Raw genomic sequence first — 20,087 nt, 5'->3', positions numbered from 1 at the left:
TCTGTATTATTCGCCAAGTTACAGTACGTTAATAAAACATTGCAACTCGGTGAAAAAAGCTTCGAAATTATATATAGGTATCGTAAAAACTCAACTGAAAGCGGGTGAGCCAAGCCGCAGAAAATATATTCTATGACCGATTTTTATGATGCAATCGTATCTAATTGTTTCAATAGCTCGATCAATTGTTCTTGATTTGTAAAATCAATGGTTAAACGTCCTTTGCCATTGACTTGTAACTTTACCGCCATCTTTTTTTGTAATCGCTCAGCCAGTGCAGATAACTGCTGCTCAACCTCCGTAGCCAAGACGGGTGAAACAGGAGCCGCAGGAGCCTCACTAGACCAACGTTTAACTAAAGATTCAGCCTGACGTACCGTTAGTTGCTTGTCGACCATTACTTGTGCACAAGGCTGCTGTTGATCTACAGGTAAAACCAGTAGGCTACGAACATGACCCATTTCCAGTTGTTTACTTTCAACGAGACGCTTAACGGCATCATCCAACTGATTTAAACGCAGTAAGTTACTTACTGTGGTGCGCGATTTGCCGATCACATCCGCCACTTGCTGATGGGTTAACTTAAATTCATCTTGTAATCGTTCTAGTGCCTGAGCTTCTTCGATCGCATTCAGATCTTCACGCTGGATATTTTCGATCAACGCCATCGCGATCGCGGCACGATCATCGACCCGCTTGATCAAGCAAGGCACTTGTTTTAAACCCGCCTGCTTAGCGGCACGCCAACGGCGCTCACCCGCGATGATCTCAAAACCACCAAACTCAAGCGGCCTAACCACGATGGGTTGAATTATGCCTTGTGACTGAATAGAAAGAGCAAGCTCTTCCAGTGCTTCTGATGACATATCCTTACGAGGCTGATAAATGCCTGGTTTCAGGCTAGTAATCGATAACTCGATTAACTCACCATCGGTTGACATCGCTTGGCTGTGTGAAGCGGTTTGTTGCTTTTCCCTCGCCATAGAGCTGGTTGCCAGTAAAGCATCTAAGCCTTTTCCTAAACCACGTTTCGACATCTCAGAGCGTTCCTTTTCGGTATTATGCAGGGATTTCTTCGCGACGCAGCATTTCGCCCGCTAAAGCGAGGTAAGCTTTAGAACCCGCGGAATGCTTATCATAATACATGGCTGGTTTACCATGACTTGGGGCTTCAGCGAGCCGAACGTTACGTGGAATAACCGTGCGATACACTTTATTGCCAAAATGTTTTTTCAGCTGATCAGACACTTCATTTGCGAGTCGATTGCGTGGATCATACATGGTTCGTAATAATCCTTCGATCTTTAGATTCTCATTGACGACGGCGGCAAGTTTACTGATGGTGTCCATCAAAGCCGTTAACCCTTCTAACGCAAAATACTCACACTGCATGGGCACCAACACCGAATCGGCGGCAGCCATCGCATTGATTGTAAGTAGGTTTAAAGAAGGGGGGCAATCAATAAAGATGAAATCATAGTTATCGCGAACTAATGCCAACGCATTTTTCAAACGTACTTCTCGAGCAAACACTTCCATCAGCTTAATTTCGGCCGCGGTGACATCGCCATTCGCGGCAATCAAATCATAGTAACCCGACGTTTTTCTACACACCACTTGTTCAAATGGTGCTTCTTCGACAAGTAATTCATAAGCGGTGGCATCGACTTGGTATTTATCCACGCCACTGGCCATCGTTGCGTTGCCTTGCGGGTCAAGATCAACCACCAAAACTTTACGTTTTGTGGCCGCCATTGAAGCCGCTAAATTAATGCACGTTGTTGTTTTACCTACGCCACCTTTCTGGTTGGCGATCGCTACGATTTTGCCCACGGTATGCCTCGCTATTATCCCTTGCGCGATAAGATTACAAGATGACGCTCACCTTCCAACTCCGGAACTTTCAAAGCTTTGATGTCGATCACACTGCACCATTCAGGAAGAGAGTTTAGCTCTTCTTGCGGACGTTGCCCCTTTAAGGCTAAAAACACCCCCTGTTTAGCACAAGGTAAGTGATGACACCACTCTACCATATCTAACATGGAAGCAAAGGCACGACTGAGTACGCCATCAAAACCGTGCTCTGGCTTAAACTCTTCTACTCGACTTTGCAGTGCGGTGACATTATCGATTCTCAGCTCATGCAAAACTTGCTTAATAAATCGGATCCGCTTGCCTAAGCTATCGAGTAACACAAACTGTCTATCTGGGTTCATGATCGCCAAAGGAATCCCAGGCAATCCAGGCCCCGTACCTACATCAATAAAGCGTTGCCCCTGTAAATACGGGCTGACCACAATACTATCGAGAATATGCTTAACCAACATTTCCTGTGGATCGCGTACAGAAGTTAGATTATACGCTTTATTCCACTTATTGAGTAACTCTACGTAACCGACCAGTTGCTCACGCTGCTGATCGGAAACGACCAAATCCGTTTGTGCAATCAATGCATCGAGTTTACTTCGTAATGGGTTCATTACGCAGCCTCTCCTTTTTTCAAGAGACCTTGCTTTTTCAGGTGTACTAATAAAATCGAGATAGCGGCAGGAGTTATCCCCGAGATACGCGATGCAATCCCTAATGTTTCTGGCTTCGCCGCGTTTAATTTAAGTACAACTTCATTCGATAAGCCTTTGACTTGCTTATAATCTAAATCTGCAGGCAATTTGGTATGCTCATAGCGCAATGATTTTTCTATTTCATCTCGCTGACGCTGAATATAACCTTCGTATTTAACTTGAATCTCAACTTGTTCCGCCGCTTCACTATCTTCAATCGCTGGAGAAAACGTCGCGATAGACGTCACCTGTTGATAGCTCATTTCTGGACGACGTAACAAATCTTCCCCATTGGCTTCTCGCGAAATAGGGGTTTTCAATAATGCGTTCAATGCCTCAGCATCTGTAGACGTTGGATTAATCCAGGTTTCTTTTAAACGCTGGCGTTCTTGCTGCATATGCTCGACTTTTTGATTAAAACGAGCCCAACGTTGTTCACAAACTAAACCCAGTTGATAAGCTTTTTCTGTGAGACGGAGATCGGCGTTATCTTCGCGCAGCAACAAACGGTATTCAGCGCGAGAAGTGAACATACGATAAGGTTCTTTGGTGCCCATGGTTGAAAGATCATCGATCAATACGCCCATATAAGCTTGATCGCGGCGCGGGCTCCAACCTTCTTTATCTTGGCTATACAAGCTGGCATTCAAACCTGCCATCAAGCCTTGAGCGGCCGCTTCTTCATAGCCGGTGGTACCATTGATTTGTCCAGCAAAGAACAGGCCGTTAATAAACTTGGTCTCGTAAGTCTGTTTTAGATCTCTTGGGTCAAAGAAGTCATATTCAATCGCATAACCAGGTCGAACAATATGCGCATTTTCGAAGCCCTGCATCGAGCGCACAATTTGTACTTGGACATCAAACGGCAAACTGGTCGAGATACCATTAGGGTAAAGCTCGGTTGTTGTTAGTCCTTCAGGCTCAATAAAAATTTGGTGGCTGTTCTTATCTGCAAAGCGCATCACTTTATCTTCAATGGATGGGCAATAACGCGGACCAATCCCTTCGATAACTCCGGCATACATCGGGCTACGATCCAAGTTATTACGAATCACATCATGGGTTTTTTCATTAGTGTGGGTAATAAAACAAGGAATTTGACGTGGATGTTGCTCACGATTACCCATGAATGAAAAAACTGGCGTTGGATTATCGCCGTGTTGTGCTTCTAGCTGGGAGAAATCAACACTACGTGCATCAATTCGTGGCGGAGTACCCGTTTTTAAACGATCGACACGGAATGGCAGTTCACGTAAACGATGAGCCAAAGCGATCGAAGGAGGATCCCCAGCTCGACCGCCTGAAAAGTTTTCTAATCCTATGTGGATCTTGCCACCAAGGAAAGTCCCTACCGTCAATACCACCGATTTAGCGTGAAACTTAAGGCCCATTTGCGTGACAACACCACGCACATGATCTTGTTCAACGATCAAGTCGTCGGCTGCCTGCTGAAACAGGGTTAAATTCGGCGTATTTTCTAATGCATGACGAACATAAGCTTTATAAAGTGCACGATCTGCCTGAGCTCGAGTTGCACGAACCGCTGGACCTTTAGAAGCATTTAAAGTTCTAAATTGAATACCTGCATGGTCAATGGCTTGTGCCATTAAACCACCCATCGCATCCACTTCTTTGACTAAATGGCCTTTACCAATTCCGCCGATCGCGGGATTGCAGGACATCTGGCCTAAAGTATCGATATTATGAGTCAGAAGTAACGTACGCTGTCCTGTACGAGCGGCTGCGAGTGCGGCTTCCGTTCCTGCGTGACCGCCACCAACCACAATGACGTCAAATGTTTCGTGATAAAGCATGAACGACCTCAGGTATTTATTGAGATAGGGATAAACAAAAGAGACGTATTCTACCTTCTTTCCTAAGCAGAGAAAATCGGTTTTCGAGTTTTTTACTTCACGCGTTATTTAATAATATAAAGAAAGATCTATAGAGAGATCTTTTATTAGATCTATTATTACGCAAGATGATCTCTGTGGATAAGCGGGAAATGATCAACAAGATCATGATCATGTTAGCGATCAGATCATGTGTTCAGACACTGATCAAATCGCGTATTAGCTGGGATCAAAAAAAGGTTTTATGCACAGGCATAAAAAAGATCTTCAGTTTAAAAAGAATAACTATAGGTTAATCACCGTATAAAGACATACTTATCCACAAGTGTTCGGAGAGTCAACCAAGTGAATAGGGATAAAAAGTGATGGGTATGAAGAGTGAAAAACGTAAAAAAGCGGCCGAAGCCGCTTTTTTGTTGTTTCTGAGAGTAGGGATTACTGATTTTCTAATAGATGATGCTGATTAATGGCAATCTTACGCGGTTGCATAGCTTGTGGTATTTCTCGTTCTAAGTCGATATGCAATAAACCGTTTTCAAGCCCTGCTCCCATCACTTTTACGTAGTCCGCTAATTGGAATTTACGTTCAAAATTACGTTCAGCAATACCTTGATAGATATAGTTGCGGTTGTCTTCTTGCTGACGCTCACCGCGAACAATTAAGGTATTTTCTTGTTGAGTAATATCGAGTTCTTGCTCGGCAAAGCCAGCAACCGCCATTGTGATACGGTATTTATTGTCTTCTTGTTGCTCGATATTGTAAGGAGGATAACCCCCTTGAGTATTTTTGTTACTGTTTGCTTCCATCATATTTAATAGACGGTCAAAGCCAATCGCGTTGCGGTATAAAGGAGTAAAATCGACAGTTCTCATAATGCTATCCTCTTAGTAAGCAATAGTCTTAACGAGTTTCGTTAAGGATGAGGCTTATTGTTAACAACTAAGCTCATCAAGATTAATGTTGATGGACGGGCTTACCTCAGTGAGCGTAACGCCAATCCAAGTTGAGGCCCTTGCGGCATCCTCTTCACTACTTTATATAAGGTCAGTCGTTGGACTTTCAAGAGTCGCGTATCGATTTTTTTTAAAAAAAAGCCTAATCGGATGATTAGGCTCAGGGAGAATCGATTAGCTAAGAAAACGTTACTTGGCGCGACTTTTACGTGCTTTTTCTACTCCGTTTTCTGAGGCTTTTTCTTGTTTCAATTTACGCTTTTCCTTTAAGCTTAATTGAGGTTTCTTCAGGTCTTTTTTACTCATGAGTGAGATCTCCTTCATTTACTGACAAAGTAAACAACCACATGGTACAGATGTACGTCGAGGTTGGTATGACTGACGGGTAACTTGGGTGATAACAAAAGAGTGTCGTTGGCCGAGCAGTAGCAGACTAATCACTTCTTGCTCAGTTCGGCCAAACAGTGCGGCTCCTAAGTAGGAATCGACCGCAATATAGCCCACGGTATGATCACAACGATGATCTGCAACCAGCTTGATTTTAAAAGGACTGTTAGTGGCTACATCCAATAGGTGTACGGTATCACCTAAGCGAATGCTGGTGGCTCGAGGGCAATGCGGGGTATTTTGCTGCTCTTGTCGCTCGAACAATTGAATGAGGAGCAAAGGGGATTGGTAGGTGATAAACCCACTGGTTAGCCACCACATGCGTAGCGTTTGTAGCCATGATCGATAAAAGCGGTAAAGCATAGTGATTTCTCCTCACTCCTGATAACAAGACAGCCGTTAAGTGTCTCCCGAGAGCAAGTTTGCTCTCGGTCTAAACCAGAAATGCCATCACTATTCCTCCTGCAAACGTTGTGTGATTCCCTGTCACGGCTAGTGACGATTGGGCTATATCATGAAGTCTGTTGACTATAGCGAGTTAAAAAAAGAAAGCAAAAGTGCTCGACCAGAGAAAATGGCGTTTTTAGTCATTAAAGGACAGAAAATGGTAAGGGTAAGATTGATACTAGGACTAAAGGCCAGTTTTATCGAAATAAGAGAATAAAATGGTTATTTTCGCTGTTTATATAAACAAAAACGCAGTGCCGAAGCACTGCGTGAGAGAACACGATGTTATGAAAAACTACACATCTAAGTTTGCTACTCTTAATGCGTTGTTCTCAATAAAGGCCCGACGAGGTTCTACTTGATCGCCCATCAATGTGGTAAATAGTTCATCAGCACCGACGGCATCTTCAATGGTGACTTGCATCATGCGACGTGACTCAGGATCCATGGTGGTTTCCCAAAGTTGATCTGGGTTCATTTCTCCCAAACCTTTATAACGTTGGATTGCTAAACCACGACGTGATTCTTTAATGAGCCAGTCAAGGGCGGCGGTGAAACTGGAAACCACTTGGGTACGCTCGCCACGTTGAATGTATGCCCCCTCTTCTAGAAGCCCATCGAGCGAGTCAAAAAGATCCGCTAATCGGTTGTATTCTTTAGAATTAAGTAGATCAACACTGAGTAGGTAATCGTACGTAACTCCATGGGTACGGACGATAATTTTCGGTGAATAAACACCGAGCTCTGGATTATGCTCAATCGCAAAGTGATACTGACTTGCACCGACTTCTTTGGCGTTCAATTGAGTGACCAAACGTTCGGTCCATGCTTCTACCGCACTGCTATCTTGGCATTGTTGCTCGGTTAAACGTGGCATATAGGTAAATTCATTGAGCATCGCCAGTGGATAACGGCGGCTCATTCTTTCCACTAATTTCATCGCTGCATTGTATTGCAGCACCAGTTTCTCGAGTGGTTCACCCGCTAACGCTGGCGCATCGGCATTCACATGCAAAGAGGCATTATCGAGCGCTAAAGCAATTTGATATTGCGTCATGGCATCTTCATCTTTGATGTACTGCTCTTGTTTGCCTTTTTTGACTTTATACAGTGGTGGCTGAGCAATATAGATGTAGCCACGTTCGATCAATTCTGGCATTTGACGATAGAAGAAGGTCAATAATAGTGTTCGGATGTGCGAACCATCGACGTCAGCATCGGTCATGATGATGATATTATGATAACGCAGTTTGTCTGGGTTGTATTCATCGCGGCCAATACCACAGCCCAGTGCGGTGATCAGCGTCGCCACCTCTTGTGACGAGAGCATTTTATCAAAACGCGCTTTTTCTACGTTAAGGATTTTACCTTTGAGCGGCAAAATGGCTTGATTCTTACGGTTGCGTCCCTGCTTTGCAGAGCCGCCCGCTGAATCTCCCTCGACAATATACAGTTCAGACAGTGCTGGATCTTTCTCTTGGCAATCAGCAAGTTTGCCTGGCAAGCCTGCAAGGTCGAGTGCGCCTTTACGACGCGTCATTTCACGCGCTTTACGTGCCGCTTCGCGAGCTCGAGCGGCATCAATAATTTTACTGCACACCATTTTCGCTTCAGAAGGATGCTCTGCTAAAAACTCATTGAGCTTTTCACCCATCGCTGACTCAACCGCTGCCTTCACTTCAGAAGAGACCAATTTGTCTTTGGTTTGGCTGGAGAACTTAGGATCGGGAACTTTAACAGAAACGACCGCTGTTAAGCCTTCACGAGCATCATCGCCAGAGGTCGCGGTTTTGGCTTTTTTGCTGTAGCCTTCTTTTTCCATATAGGTGTTAAGCGTTCGAGTCAGTGCAGCACGGAATCCGGCTAAGTGAGTCCCGCCATCACGCTGTGGAATATTATTGGTAAAGCAGTAGATGTTTTCTTGGAAACCATCATTCCATTGCATAGCGACTTCAACGCTGGTGCCATCTTCACGGTCATGATTGAAGTGGAATACTTTGTCATGAATAGGCGTTTTATTGCGATTGAGGTGGGTAACGAACGCTCGAATTCCCCCTTCATACATAAAGTGATCGTGTTTATCCGCTTCACGCTCATCTTGTAGACGAATCGAGACACCTGAGTTTAAAAAAGACAGCTCACGCAGGCGTTTAGCTAGAATTTCATAATGGAATTCAATATTGGTAAACGTCTCGGCACTCGGCCAAAAGCGCAGTGTAGTACCAGTACGTTCGGTATCACCAACCACCGCTAAGGGTGCTTGAGGTACGCCATGACGATAGGTTTGAGTGTGAACTTTGCCACCACGATAAATGGTTAACACGACTTTTTCAGATAACGCGTTGACGACAGAAACCCCAACGCCGTGCAAGCCACCGGATACTTTGTAGGAGTTATCATCAAACTTACCCCCAGCGTGCAATACGGTCATGATAACTTCTGCAGCAGAGACGTTTTCTTCGGTATGTAATTCCGTTGGGATACCACGGCCATCATCGCTGACCGATACCGAGTTATCTTCATGAATTGTCACGACGATATCTTTACAGTGACCCGCTAACGCTTCATCTATTGAGTTATCCACCACCTCAAAAACCATGTGGTGAAGACCGGTGCCATCATCGGTGTCGCCGATGTACATTCCTGGACGCTTACGTACCGCGTCTAGACCCTTCAGTACCTTAATACTCGATGAATCGTAATTATTCGACATGAGTGACTCTCTCAGTAGTTATCCTTGCTCTATTGTGCCATGTTCGACATGAAACATCTTGCTATTCGGCTCGATCATGTCGGTGACTTGGCTTTCAGTAATAGAACTTACAAAAACTTGAGCCCCCGTCGCTTTTAAGCAGTCTGCTAGACGCTGACGACGTTGGCTATCGAGTTCGGAAGCAAAATCATCAATCAGATAAATGCATTGCTTCCCGGTCAGCTCGGTTAAATGTTGACCTTGTGCTACGCGCAGGGCGCAGACCATCAACTTAAGCTGGCCGCGTGATAGAACATCTTCTACAGGTGTTCCATTCACTTTTATTTTCAAATCCGCTTTGTTTGGACCGCTGAAGGTGTAACCCAACAATTGGTCACGGGCAAAGTTGTTTTGCAATATCTCTTTATAAGGCGTTTGTTTATCCCAACCTCGATAGTAGGTTAAGCTGATCGAAAATTCGGGTAAGAAGCTTTGGCACAATGCTTCGGCGACTTTTTTCATGTGCTCGACATAGATCTGACGCCATTGATCTATTTGCTCGGCAATCTGAGCTAATTCTTGATCCCAGTAGCTGATCTCGCGATAGCTTTTGGCGGTTTTAAGCAACGCATTACGCTGTTTATTTAAGCGTTTAAATCGTCCCCAAGCATCAAAAAAAGCGGGTTGAGAATGAAAAACCCCCCAATCAATAAAGGCTCGACGCTGTTTCGGTCCATCGGTTAGTAGTTCAAATCCTTCAGGATGAATTAACTGCAATGGTAGGACTTGCGCCAGCTGAGCTAACTTTTGTCCTGATTGACCGCCTATTTTAACCTCTGTTGAGCCATCTCGCTGCTTATTAATGCCAATCGGTAGCTCAAATTGATCCGAGTTCAAAAAACGGCCATGAACAAACAGTTCTGAGCACTCATTTTGGATCACTCTGCCAGTTAATGAGCTTTTAAATGAGCGGCCATGACCCAATAAATAGATAGCTTCTAGTACACTGGTTTTACCGCTGCCATTTGGACCAATAAGAAAATTAAAGCCTGATGACAGGGTCATATCACAGGCTTTAATGTTACGAAACTGCTGAACGACTAAGCGCGTTAATGGCATGCTATGTTCTTTATCTGTCAATTAAAGACGGATTGGCATCACCACGTACATGGCACTGTCGTCCTCAACATTTTCGATTAATGCACTGGCATTCGCATCTGACATTGAGATGCGGACTTGGTCACAGCGCAAAGTATTGAGCACATCAATCACATAACTGACGTTAAAACCAATCTCAATTGTCTCACCAGTAAAGCTCACATCGAGCATCTCTTCGGCTTCTTCTTGCTCTGGGTTATTGGCGGTAATGCGCATCGTTCCTTCAGCAAGGTTGACGCGCACGCCACGAAACTTTTCATTAGATAAAATCGCCGCGCGCGAGAAAGCTTGGCGTAATTCATCACAGCCAGTGATTAGCGTCTTATTAGTATTTTGCGGTAAAACTCGGCGATAATCAGGGAAACGGCCGTCAACGAGCTTGGATGTAAAGACAAATTGGTTGACTTCTGCACGTAGATTTGACGCACCAATTTGCAACACAACCGGTTGTTCTGGTGCATCAAGTAGTTTTACGAGCTCTAAAATGCCTTTACGAGGGACGATAATTTGTTTGTTTGCCAACGCTTGAGAGACGGTCGTTTGAGCGACAGCCATACGATGGCCATCTGTTGCTACGGCACGTAAGGTCGAAGCATCGATTTCAAACATCATTCCATTCAGATAATAACGCACATCTTGGTTAGCCATAGAAAACTGAGTTTTCTCAATCAGGCCCCGTAATTCGGCTTGAGTGACTGTAATATCGATATCGCTCTGCCAATCTTCAATATTTGGGAAGTCATTGGCTGGTAGGGTTGCCAGTGAAAAACGGCTGCGACCTGAGCGAATCGAAATGCGGTCTCCTTCAAGCAGCACGGTGATCACCGCACTGTCTGGTAAACCTCGACAGATATCCAAAAATTTACGCGCTGGAACGGTAATACTGCCTGCTTCAAAGTCCCCTTCCAGGGTAACTCGACTGATCAATTCCACTTCTAAGTCGGTTGCGGTGATCGAGAGTTGGTTATCTTCAATCTTTAATAATAAATGACTTAGAATGGGTAACGCAGCTCGCCCACCTAATGTACCGGAGACCTGTTGCAGGGGTTTAATAAAGTGACTACGTTCAATGGTAAATTTCATAGTGAGATCTTAACCTAACAATATGGAATAAAACGGTACCTAATAAGCGTTCAATATAGCGTAAAAACTTATGAAGAAAGGGTACGAATTAAATTGGAATAATCTTCTTTTATGTCGTGACTTTCTTCACGCAATTGTTCGATTTTTCGGCAAGCATGCAGCACCGTAGTATGGTCTCTACCACCAAATGCATCGCCAATTTCTGGTAGGCTATGGTTGGTCAACTCTTTCGAAAGCGCCATAGCTAGCTGGCGAGGACGAGCCACCGAACGAGAGCGGCGTTTAGATAACAAATCAGCAACTTTGATTTTGTAGTATTCAGCAACGGTTTTTTGAATGTTATCAATCGTGACCAGCTTCTCTTGTAAAGCAAGCAGATCGCGGAGTGCTTCACGAACAAAATCAATCGTGATCGGTCGACCGGTAAAATTGGCATTGGCGATCACTCGGTTAAGTGCTCCTTCCAATTCACGCACATTAGAACGTAAGCGTTTAGCAATAAAGAATGCCACTTCATCAGGAAGATGAATTTGATGATCTTCCGCTTTGGTCATTAATATGGCTACGCGTGTTTCCAATTCCGGAGGCTCAATCGCAACGGTTAATCCCCACCCGAAACGAGACTTCAGACGATCTTCTACCCCGTTGATCTCTTTGGGATAACGATCCGATGTTAAAATGATCTGTTGATTCCCTTCAAGTAATGCGTTGAAGGTGTGGAAAAACTCTTCTTGAGAACGTTCTTTGTTGGCGAAAAATTGAATGTCATCGATCAATAAAGCATCGACGCTACGATAATAACGTTTAAATTCTTCAATCGCGTTATTTTGCAGCGCTTTAACCATATCTTGCACAAAACGCTCAGAGTGCATGTAGACCACTTTCGCATTGGGTTTGTTATCGACAATCGCATTACCCACCGCGTGCAATAGGTGAGTTTTACCTAAGCCAGTTCCCCCATATAAAAACAATGGGTTATAAGCTGCACCTGGGTTATCGGCCACTTGACGCGCGGCGGCAAGACCGAGTTGGTTCGATTTACCTTCAACAAAATTATTAAACTTATGCTTAGGGTTTACATTAGAGCGATGATTGATATCGCTAGCGGCAGAATCGTCATCCCATGTTTTATGAACCGGTCGGCGCTGAGCTAATTGCGCTGGGGCAGAGGATTCGGCAGCAACATCCGCTGCGGTTCGGATGGGGGCGGCTGGAGCGGACGCAATTACTCGTCGACTGCCGACTTCAAACCGTAAACTGGGTGCATTGTGCCCGCAATGTTCTCTAAGTAACCTGTTGATATTGTTTATGTATTTATCACGTACCCAATCGAGCACAAAGCGGTTTGGGGCGAACAAAGTGAGAGTATTGTCATTGAGCTCCGCTTGTAACGGACGAACCCACATACTGAATTCTGTGGCTGGTAGCTCTTCTTGAAGCTGTTGCAAACACTGCAACCAAAGCGAAGATGACACGGTTCCCTCACTCTAAAATTAATGGCTAATAAAGAAGGTGATTCTACCTGTTGATAACTTAGATCGCCAGTGATTGATCGATAAACTCTTGAATAAGATCGAAGTTATACACAAGGTTCAGGGGATATTTACGAAGATCCTCACAGGGATCGAGCTAATTACCCCCCATTATGATCCACATATACTAAGATCTTGCTAAGTTATCCCCAATAGTGATTTTTACTATCTTATTTTGTATTAATCGCCGATAAGCTATGGTTAACTCGGTATAAGATGTGCATCAGATGAGGTATTGATCCATCGTTGAGTCTGTGGAAAAAGCCAGATTAAGTAAAAAAGCGTGAAGATCGAGCGAGGATCCTTGAGATTTCATTGATACTCCGTATAATCGCCCGACCGGAAAGAATGGGGAGGTAAATGGCTTATTGAAAAATGAGTAACACTTCGCCACCCCAAGTCATTGACACTTTTTGTGACTGTGATTACAATTCCGCCTCTTTGTTGAGAGGCGTCGGCGTCTTTACGAAGACACATATCCCACGCCGGGTTAACTTAAGAACCTAACACTACTGATCAGTAAAGGTAATAATAATGTCTAAACGCACTTTTCAACCTTCAGTTCTAAAGCGCAAGCGTAGCCACGGTTTCCGTGCACGCATGGCGACTGCGAACGGTCGTAAAGTAATCAATGCACGTCGTGCAAAAGGCCGTAAGCGCCTGTCAAAATAATCACTGAATTATTTTGAATACGTACGCGTTCAATCGGGAGTTACGTCTGTTAACTCCCGAGCATTATCAAAAAGTCTTCCAGCAAGCGCATCGTGCTGGCTCTCCTCACTTTACCATCATTGCTCGCGATAATAACCTTTCTCATCCTCGTTTAGGATTAGCTGTCCCAAAGAAGCAAATTAAAACGGCTGTGGGTCGTAATCGCTTTAAACGTATTGCTCGTGAAAGTTTTCGTCTCCATCAACATAAACTTGCTAACAAAGATTTTGTTGTGATCGCGAAGAAAACCGCGCAAGATTTAAGCAATGAAGAACTGTTTACTTTATTCGACAAGTTATGGCATCGCCTATCTCGCCCTTCACGTGGTTGACTATTGGTTTAGTTAAACTTTACCAATGGATCATCAGTCCGCTTATCGGCCCTCGTTGCCGGTTTACGCCGACTTGCTCAAATTATGCGATAGAAGCATTGAGAGCTCACGGTTTTATAAAAGGGTGTTGGTTATCTGGCAAACGTCTATTAAAATGCCACCCTTTGAACGAAGGGGGATATGACCCCATTCCACCAGTCAAAAAACCAGACAGAGACAAATAACGATGGATTCTCAACGTAATATCCTGTTAATTGCTTTGGCGCTTGTTTCTTTTTTACTTTTCCAGCAATGGCAAGCAGCAAAGAACCCAGCCCCACAAGTGATTGAGCAGGCTCAAACCAGCACCACGGCCCCAGCACCTTCATTTGCAGATGAATTTGATCCTGCTCCTGAGCAACATCGTGCTGCTGCACAAACCGTGACGGTCACCACGGATGTTTTGACTCTGTCAATTGATACCGTTGGTGGGGATATTATTCATGCTTTGCTCAATCAGTACGCTGATGAACTTAATTCATCGACGCCATTTACTTTGTTAAGAAATGAACCTAATCACTTGTTTATAGCTCAAAGTGGTTTGATTGGTCCGCAAGGTATCGATTTGAGTAGCAATCATCGTCCGGTTTATCACGTTGATGGTGATCATTTTGCGTTAGCGGATGGTGAGCAGGAATTGCGTATTCCTATGACCTATCAAGCGAATGGCATTGAGTACGTGAAAACCTTCATTGTTAGACGTGGTGATTATGCCGTTGATGTTACGTTTGATGTGATCAACCGTTCTGGTAATAACGCGACGTTAGGTATGTATGCGCATTTGCGTCAAACCTTACTTGATTCAGGCGGCAGTTTAGCGATGCCGACTTATCGTGGTGGCGCTTACTCTACCGAAGATACACGTTATAAAAAATTCAGTTTCAAAGATATGCAAGATCGTAACTTGTCACTACCTTTACCTAATGGTCAGGGATGGGCAGCGATGATCCAGCATTACTTTGCTAGCGCATGGATTCCTCGCAATGAACCTGGTACCAATCTGTATTCTCGTGTGATTGGTAACGTTGGTGATATTGGTGTGCGCATGCCAAACAAAACTATTGCTGATGGTGATGCGACTCAGTTTACGGCGACCTTATGGGTTGGCCCTAAATTGCAAAATGAGATGGCCGCTACCGCTCCGAATCTAGACTTAGTGGTCGACTACGGTTGGTTATGGTTTATTGCTAAGCCGCTGCATACTTTGCTGTCATTTATTCAGAGCTTTGTCGGCAACTGGGGTGTGGCGATTATCTGTTTGACCTTTATCGTCCGTGGTGCCATGTACCCACTGACCAAAGCGCAATACACGTCAATGGCCAAAATGCGTATGCTACAGCCTAAGCTGCAAGCGATGCGTGAGCGTATTGGCGATGATCGTCAGCGTATGAGCCAAGAAATGATGGAATTGTACAAGAAAGAGAAAGTTAACCCTCTGGGTGGCTGTCTACCTATCTTGCTACAGATGCCGATCTTCATTGCTTTATACTGGGCATTGATGGAATCAGTTGAACTGCGTCATTCACCATTCTTTGGTTGGATTCATGACTTATCAGCGCAAGACCCATACTACATCTTGCCATTGTTGATGGGTGCCAGTATGTTCCTGATTCAGAAAATGAGTCCGAACACGATTACTGACCCTATGCAGCAGAAGATCATGACCTTCATGCCGGTGATGTTTACCTTCTTCTTCTTGTTCTTCCCATCAGGCTTAGTGCTTTACTGGTTGGTATCGAACATCGTAACGTTAATTCAACAAACGTTGATTTACCGTTCATTAGAGAAGCGCGGTTTGCACTCTAAGTAAATCGACCATTGAGTTAATGAAGGCGACCTTTTGGTCGCCTTTTTGTTCGCTGCTGATTACAATAATCACTCATCGATCGTTAAGTAGGTAATAGTATGACCACCGATACCATTGTCGCGCAAGCTACCGCTCCTGGGCGAGGCGGCGTTGGCATCATTCGTGTTTCTGGCCCACAAGCCGCTTTCGTGGCCAAGCAAGTAACCGGAATGGACCTTAAGCCTCGTTATGCGCAGTATTTGCCTTTCAAAGATGCTGATGGTGCTGAACTAGACCAAGGCATTGCGCTGTATTTTCCAAATCCTCACTCCTTTACCGGTGAAGATGTCCTTGAGCTACAAGGTCATGGCGGACCCGTGGTAATGGACATGTTGATCAAGCGTATCTTAGCGATTCCTGGTCTTCGTCCAGCGCGGCCTGGCGAGTTTTCTGAGCGCGCGTTTTTGAACGATAAGTTAGATTTAACCCAAGCCGAGGCGATTGCGGACTTAATTGACGCCAGCTCAGAGCAGGCGGCAAAATCTGCTCTTCAATCGCTGCAAGGGCAATTTTCTAAACGAATTAATACCTTAGTTGAGTCTTTGATCTACTTACGCATTTACGTTGAAGCGGCAATTGATTTCCCGGAAGAAGAAATTGATTTTTTGGCGGATGGTAAAGTTGCTGCTGATTTACAAGCCATCATTGATAATCTGACTGCGGTTCGTCAAGAAGCCAACCAAGGCGCGATTATGCGTGAAGGGATGAAGGTAGTGATAGCCGGTCGCCCTAATGCCGGTAAATCGAGCCTGTTAAATGCGTTGTCGGGTAAAGACTCGGCGATTGTGACCGATATTGCTGGTACCACGCGTGATGTATTGCGTGAACACATTCATATTGATGGTATGCCGCTGCACATCATTGATACCGCAGGGCTACGAGATGCCTCTGATGAAGTAGAAAAAATTGGTATCGAGCGTGCGTGGGAAGAGATCAAACAAGCTGACCGAGTGCTATTTATGGTCGATGGCACGACGACTGAAGCAACCGATCCAAAGGATATTTGGCCGGACTTTGTTGACCGTCTACCCGATCAAATGGGGATGACGGTGATCCGTAATAAAGTCGATCAAACCGGTGAAACACTGGGTATCTGTCACGCTAGCCAACCGACTTTGATTCGTCTTTCTGCCAAAACCGGTCAAGGCGTCGAAGCACTACGCACGCATTTGAAAGAGTGCATGGGCTTTACCGGTAACCAAGAGGGCGGTTTTATGGCGCGTCGTCGCCATCTTGATGCGTTAGAGCGTGCCGCAGAACACTTATCGATTGGTCAACAGCAACTCGAAGGCTACATGGCCGGTGAGATTCTTGCCGAAGAGTTACGCATAGCTCAGCAGCACTTAAATGAGATCACCGGCGAGTTCAGCTCTGATGATCTCCTCGGACGCATTTTCTCTTCGTTTTGTATCGGCAAATAGAGTGGATTATCCGCTCTATTTTTGCTGGTCATGAGAACAAAGCCCACGCGTGATCCGCTTGGACTTTGTTCATCATTTTGGCTACTCCATCTCTTGCTGAGAGCGATAGGTTTTGATGCGAGAGTGGATCCCTTCAAGTAAGGTTTTGGTCGATAAGCGTGATTTGAGTAACACGGCTTCAACTTGATCATGCTGATGCTGAGTGACTGGTTTACCAGAAAGAATGACGATTTTTATTTCAGGTTGGAGTAGCTTTGCTTCAGAAAGTAGCTCCCAGCCTGAGCCGTCAGGAAGGTTAAGGTCTAATAATAGGACATCAAAAGACGCTTGTTGTAGCTTTAGACGAGCTTGTTCAAGGGTTGAAGCAAGTTCAAAACGTGCTGAATCTCCCGCCATCTCACGAATGACCTCATGTAAGTCAGAATCATCTTCAACATGCAGCACGTGTGGCTGGTAGGGCGATGTTAAGGAAAGCTGCTGTTGGACTAAATGAATCAGTTGCTGTTGATCAATGGGTTTAGAGAGCCACTCGATACCACCGCCATCACCATTAAGCGCTAAGCGTCCTTGCTCAATGGTGGCAGAGACAACCACAATCGGGATAGTGGCCGTGGTGGTTTGCTGGCGAAGTTGACGGATGATCGCTAATCCGCTGATATCAGGAAGCATCAGATCTAAACTAATCAGGTCGTAAGTTCGGCTGTGTATAGCTTGCAGCGCATCAGCACCGTTATAGCAGATATCAACCTGATACCCAGCATCACCTAGCATGATGGCCAACAGTTTCGCCACATCAATATTATCTTCTACCACCAAAATACGTCCTGTTGGCGGATGGTTATCGTCATGGCTTGCATCAGATTTGAGCGTACATAGTGGTGAAACTAAGGGCAATACAAAGAAAAATCGCGAGCCTTTACCCACCGTAGATTGAAAATCAATTTGCCCACCCATGCGTTCAATCAGCTCACGTGAAATGGCTAGTCCAAGTCCTGTGCCTTCTTTTGCTCGAGTATCAGAGGAATCGGCTTGAGCAAAACGTTGGAAAATACGTTCACGAAACGCTTGGCTAATGCCCGGGCCTTGGTCAATAACGCTGACGATCGCTTTACCGTTATCGGTAGTGACCTCAACAATTACCTGACCATGATCGGATGAAAATTTAATGGCATTGGATAATAAATTAGCCAGTACTTGCAGTAAACGTTGGCTATCGACATGAACCAAAACTGTGCTCGCGTCACAGATTAAGCGGATTGAGACATCGCGACTGCTGCCATAGTGTTGGTTGGTTTCTATCGCTTGTTCGACCAATGGCGTTAACTCGTGCAAGCGCATGTCGAAATGCAGTTTACCGGCAGCAATTTTTTCAATATCGAGTAAATCATTAATCAAATGGGACAAACGTTGACTATTGCGATGGGCTGTCTCGATTAGTTTTTGAGTTTTGTCCGGTAGTTGTTCAAAGCGACTACCGATAATCAAACCGAGCGCGCCAGAAATAGAGGTAAGGGGGGTTCTTAATTCATGGCTGACGGTTGAGATAAACTCACTTTTCATTTTATTCATGCGTTTGTATTCAGTGATATCTTCTGCGATACCAAGGTAGCCGGTTATTTCACCAACCGCATTACGCATGGTGGTGACGATCATAGATACTGGTATATGGCGGCCATTTTTGTGCACATAGGTCCACTCTCGTTTCTCGTGATTTTCTTTTTCTGCAATATCAACAAATACTCTAAAACCTTCAACAGGATAACCAAGGAGTGCGGTTAGTTCTACTGAACGCGCGGCGACTTCCTCTTCAATATGTAAGCTCGCTGGGGTCTGTTTGCCAATCATCTCGTGCTTGCTGTAACCAAGTAAATGTTCCGCACCAGTATTAAACGCGGTGATAATCCCATGCTTGTCGGTCGCAATAATCGAAATCTCGCTGGCCGCATCTAATACAGTCGCTAAAAAACGCTCGGCTTGAGATAAGGCAATTTCTGCTGTTTTTCGTTGTTCAGCAAGGCGGTTCATCGCCCTAGCCAATGCGCAAACTTCAGGGCCTCCTTGTTCTAGGAAATTACCGTCAAAGCGGCCACTATCCGCCATTTGATCAATGCGTCGAGTCATTTTTTCAATCGGTTTGGTGATGCTGTGTGCCAAGCCGATCCCTGCTAATCCGATACAGCTTGTGGCGATGAGAGTGATTAATAATAAGCGATGAAAAGAGGTTTGTGCGGGAGCCATTGCCTCGGTGTAAGGGATAGCGCGTAATACGACCCAACCCAGCTCTTGTAGTGATCGATTGATCAGTAGATAGCGCTGTTGTTGATAATTAACTAAGGTGCCTGCTGGACTGAGAGACACAGCGGAATCAACCAAAGGGTTAATGCCTACTTCGGGTAAGGGCTCAGGCTTATCAAAGGGTTGTTGCATCGATACAAATAAGCGATGTGTCGGATCAATAATGATGGTGATTAAGTTAGCGGAATCATTAGTGGCTAGCTGTTTATTGAGTAGCGGTGTTTTAGATAGATCTAAACTGCCGCCAAGGTAGCCTAAAATATCTCCCTCGCTGGTGACCAAAGGATGTATATAGGAAATTAACGGTAGGCCAGTTCGACGACCTAATATGGGTTCCGAGATGACGGGTTGCAGAGTTTCTTTGGCGCGTTGAAAGTGTGGTCTGTCGGCATAGTTGGTTCCAAGGCGACCAGGCACATAATCACTTTCGGCAATTAATGTTGCCTGGGCATCAAAAATAAGTACCCCATCAGGAAACAGATAGCGAGCGACAGAGGGCTTTTGCAGTAAAGCTTGTAGTATCGATGGGGGGGATAATTGCCCTTCTTGGTTTAATACACGACTCGCCAAGCCTTCTAATCCGAGTAAGCGTTGTTGTTGAGAGAGTTCAAGTTCTGACACTAGGCGGTCTATTTTAGCACTCTCGCGCTCCATCACTAACGCTTGGTAATCATTGATCATCAGTTTATAGACGGTCATCAGCAAGCCACCCACCAATACGGTACTGGTGATGATCACGAGGAGAATAATCCGCAGACTTAATGGCACTCGTAGCAT

The 20,087-nt window shown here is 44.9% G+C and carries 16 protein-coding genes; 5 read left to right on the top strand and 11 right to left on the bottom strand.

Annotated features, from left to right (window positions below; translation table 11 throughout):
• Positions 1–143 precede the first annotated feature (143 nt).
• The 10 genes from FKN88_RS15715 to dnaA form a co-directional block, all read right to left on the bottom strand.
• Positions 144–1,037, bottom strand: coding sequence for a ParB/RepB/Spo0J family partition protein (locus tag FKN88_RS15715; protein ID WP_154169705.1), 894 nt, complete (start codon positions 1,035–1,037; stop codon positions 144–146).
• Between the two features lie 22 nt (positions 1,038–1,059).
• Positions 1,060–1,833, bottom strand: a complete 774-nt coding sequence (locus FKN88_RS15710) for a ParA family protein (protein WP_004397540.1) — start codon at positions 1,831–1,833, stop codon at positions 1,060–1,062.
• Between the two features lie 14 nt (positions 1,834–1,847).
• A complete protein-coding gene (gene rsmG, locus FKN88_RS15705; RefSeq protein WP_154169703.1) occupies positions 1,848–2,480 on the bottom strand; it encodes a 16S rRNA (guanine(527)-N(7))-methyltransferase RsmG in 633 nt (210 codons plus the stop codon).
• Positions 2,480–4,375, bottom strand: a complete 1,896-nt coding sequence (gene mnmG / locus FKN88_RS15700; RefSeq protein ID WP_154169701.1) for a tRNA uridine-5-carboxymethylaminomethyl(34) synthesis enzyme MnmG — start codon at positions 4,373–4,375, stop codon at positions 2,480–2,482. Before mnmG ends, rsmG begins: the two co-directional genes overlap by 1 nt.
• Positions 4,376–4,849: 474 nt before the next feature.
• Complete coding sequence (locus FKN88_RS15695; protein WP_154169699.1) at positions 4,850–5,287, bottom strand: Hsp20 family protein; 438 nt, start codon at positions 5,285–5,287, stop codon at positions 4,850–4,852.
• Positions 5,288–5,692: 405 nt separating this feature from the next.
• Positions 5,693–6,118, bottom strand: a complete 426-nt coding sequence (locus tag FKN88_RS15690) for a GreA/GreB family elongation factor (RefSeq protein ID WP_158137555.1) — start codon at positions 6,116–6,118, stop codon at positions 5,693–5,695.
• Positions 6,119–6,497: 379 nt separating this feature from the next.
• Positions 6,498–8,915, bottom strand: coding sequence for a DNA topoisomerase (ATP-hydrolyzing) subunit B (gyrB, locus tag FKN88_RS15685; RefSeq protein ID WP_154169693.1), 2,418 nt, complete (start codon positions 8,913–8,915; stop codon positions 6,498–6,500).
• Positions 8,916–8,933: 18 nt separating this feature from the next.
• Positions 8,934–10,013: a DNA replication/repair protein RecF gene (gene recF / locus FKN88_RS15680; RefSeq protein ID WP_154169691.1), complete on the bottom strand. Its 1,080-nt coding sequence runs from the start codon at positions 10,011–10,013 to the stop codon at positions 8,934–8,936.
• 21 nt (positions 10,014–10,034) lie between these two features.
• Positions 10,035–11,135, bottom strand: coding sequence for a DNA polymerase III subunit beta (gene dnaN / locus FKN88_RS15675; protein WP_158144513.1), 1,101 nt, complete (start codon positions 11,133–11,135; stop codon positions 10,035–10,037).
• Between the two features lie 68 nt (positions 11,136–11,203).
• The gene (gene dnaA / locus FKN88_RS15670) at positions 11,204–12,610 is read right to left on the bottom strand and encodes a chromosomal replication initiator protein DnaA (RefSeq protein ID WP_154169687.1); all 1,407 of its coding nucleotides are present in this window, start codon (positions 12,608–12,610) and stop codon (positions 11,204–11,206) included.
• Between the two features lie 591 nt (positions 12,611–13,201).
• Between dnaA and rpmH the strand changes: the two genes are divergently transcribed.
• From rpmH to mnmE, 5 genes are all read left to right on the top strand, one after another.
• Entirely contained in the window at positions 13,202–13,339 is a 138-nt protein-coding gene (rpmH, locus tag FKN88_RS15665; protein WP_004397549.1) for a 50S ribosomal protein L34, read from the top strand.
• A gap of 46 nt (positions 13,340–13,385) precedes the next feature.
• Positions 13,386–13,709 (top strand): ribonuclease P protein component, encoded by a 324-nt coding sequence (gene rnpA, locus FKN88_RS15660; protein ID WP_233268204.1) that lies wholly within the window; start codon positions 13,386–13,388, stop codon positions 13,707–13,709.
• Positions 13,676–13,933: a membrane protein insertion efficiency factor YidD gene (yidD, locus tag FKN88_RS15655; RefSeq protein WP_072670255.1), complete on the top strand. Its 258-nt coding sequence runs from the start codon at positions 13,676–13,678 to the stop codon at positions 13,931–13,933. Before rnpA ends, yidD begins: the two co-directional genes overlap by 34 nt.
• Before the next feature lie 2 nt (positions 13,934–13,935).
• A complete protein-coding gene (yidC, locus tag FKN88_RS15650; RefSeq protein WP_154169685.1) occupies positions 13,936–15,558 on the top strand; it encodes a membrane protein insertase YidC in 1,623 nt (540 codons plus the stop codon).
• A gap of 95 nt (positions 15,559–15,653) precedes the next feature.
• The gene (gene mnmE, locus FKN88_RS15645) at positions 15,654–17,015 is read left to right on the top strand and encodes a tRNA uridine-5-carboxymethylaminomethyl(34) synthesis GTPase MnmE (RefSeq protein ID WP_154169683.1); all 1,362 of its coding nucleotides are present in this window, start codon (positions 15,654–15,656) and stop codon (positions 17,013–17,015) included.
• Positions 17,016–17,096: 81 nt separating this feature from the next.
• Here the strand turns inward: mnmE and FKN88_RS15640 are convergent, their stop codons facing one another.
• A complete protein-coding gene (locus FKN88_RS15640; protein ID WP_306687668.1) occupies positions 17,097–20,087 on the bottom strand; it encodes a response regulator in 2,991 nt (996 codons plus the stop codon).

The organism is Vibrio sp. 2017_1457_13, assembly GCF_030851525.1.
Lineage (GTDB): Bacteria > Pseudomonadota > Gammaproteobacteria > Enterobacterales > Vibrionaceae > Vibrio > Vibrio metschnikovii.
Note: the sequence above shows the minus strand (reverse complement) of the source record. Positions and strands in the feature narration are given on the sequence as shown.

What these genes read in the sequence shown, in the direction of transcription:
- FKN88_RS15640 (WP_306687668.1), bottom strand. Translation starts at nt 20,087, where the DNA reads ATGCTACGAGTGCCATTAAGTCTGCGGATTATTCTCCTCGTGATCATC.
- recF (WP_154169691.1), bottom strand. Translation starts at nt 10,013, where the DNA reads ATGCCATTAACGCGCTTAGTCGTTCAGCAGTTTCGTAACATTAAAGCC.
- FKN88_RS15690 (WP_158137555.1), bottom strand. Translation starts at nt 6,118, where the DNA reads ATGCTTTACCGCTTTTATCGATCATGGCTACAAACGCTACGCATGTGG.
- yidC (WP_154169685.1), top strand. Translation starts at nt 13,936, where the DNA reads ATGGATTCTCAACGTAATATCCTGTTAATTGCTTTGGCGCTTGTTTCT.
- gyrB (WP_154169693.1), bottom strand. Translation starts at nt 8,915, where the DNA reads ATGTCGAATAATTACGATTCATCGAGTATTAAGGTACTGAAGGGTCTA.
- rsmG (WP_154169703.1), bottom strand. Translation starts at nt 2,480, where the DNA reads ATGAACCCATTACGAAGTAAACTCGATGCATTGATTGCACAAACGGAT.
- mnmE (WP_154169683.1), top strand. Translation starts at nt 15,654, where the DNA reads ATGACCACCGATACCATTGTCGCGCAAGCTACCGCTCCTGGGCGAGGC.
- rpmH (WP_004397549.1), top strand. Translation starts at nt 13,202, where the DNA reads ATGTCTAAACGCACTTTTCAACCTTCAGTTCTAAAGCGCAAGCGTAGC.
- FKN88_RS15695 (WP_154169699.1), bottom strand. Translation starts at nt 5,287, where the DNA reads ATGAGAACTGTCGATTTTACTCCTTTATACCGCAACGCGATTGGCTTT.
- FKN88_RS15715 (WP_154169705.1), bottom strand. Translation starts at nt 1,037, where the DNA reads ATGTCGAAACGTGGTTTAGGAAAAGGCTTAGATGCTTTACTGGCAACC.
- yidD (WP_072670255.1), top strand. Translation starts at nt 13,676, where the DNA reads ATGGCATCGCCTATCTCGCCCTTCACGTGGTTGACTATTGGTTTAGTT.
- dnaN (WP_158144513.1), bottom strand. Translation starts at nt 11,135, where the DNA reads ATGAAATTTACCATTGAACGTAGTCACTTTATTAAACCCCTGCAACAG.
- mnmG (WP_154169701.1), bottom strand. Translation starts at nt 4,375, where the DNA reads ATGCTTTATCACGAAACATTTGACGTCATTGTGGTTGGTGGCGGTCAC.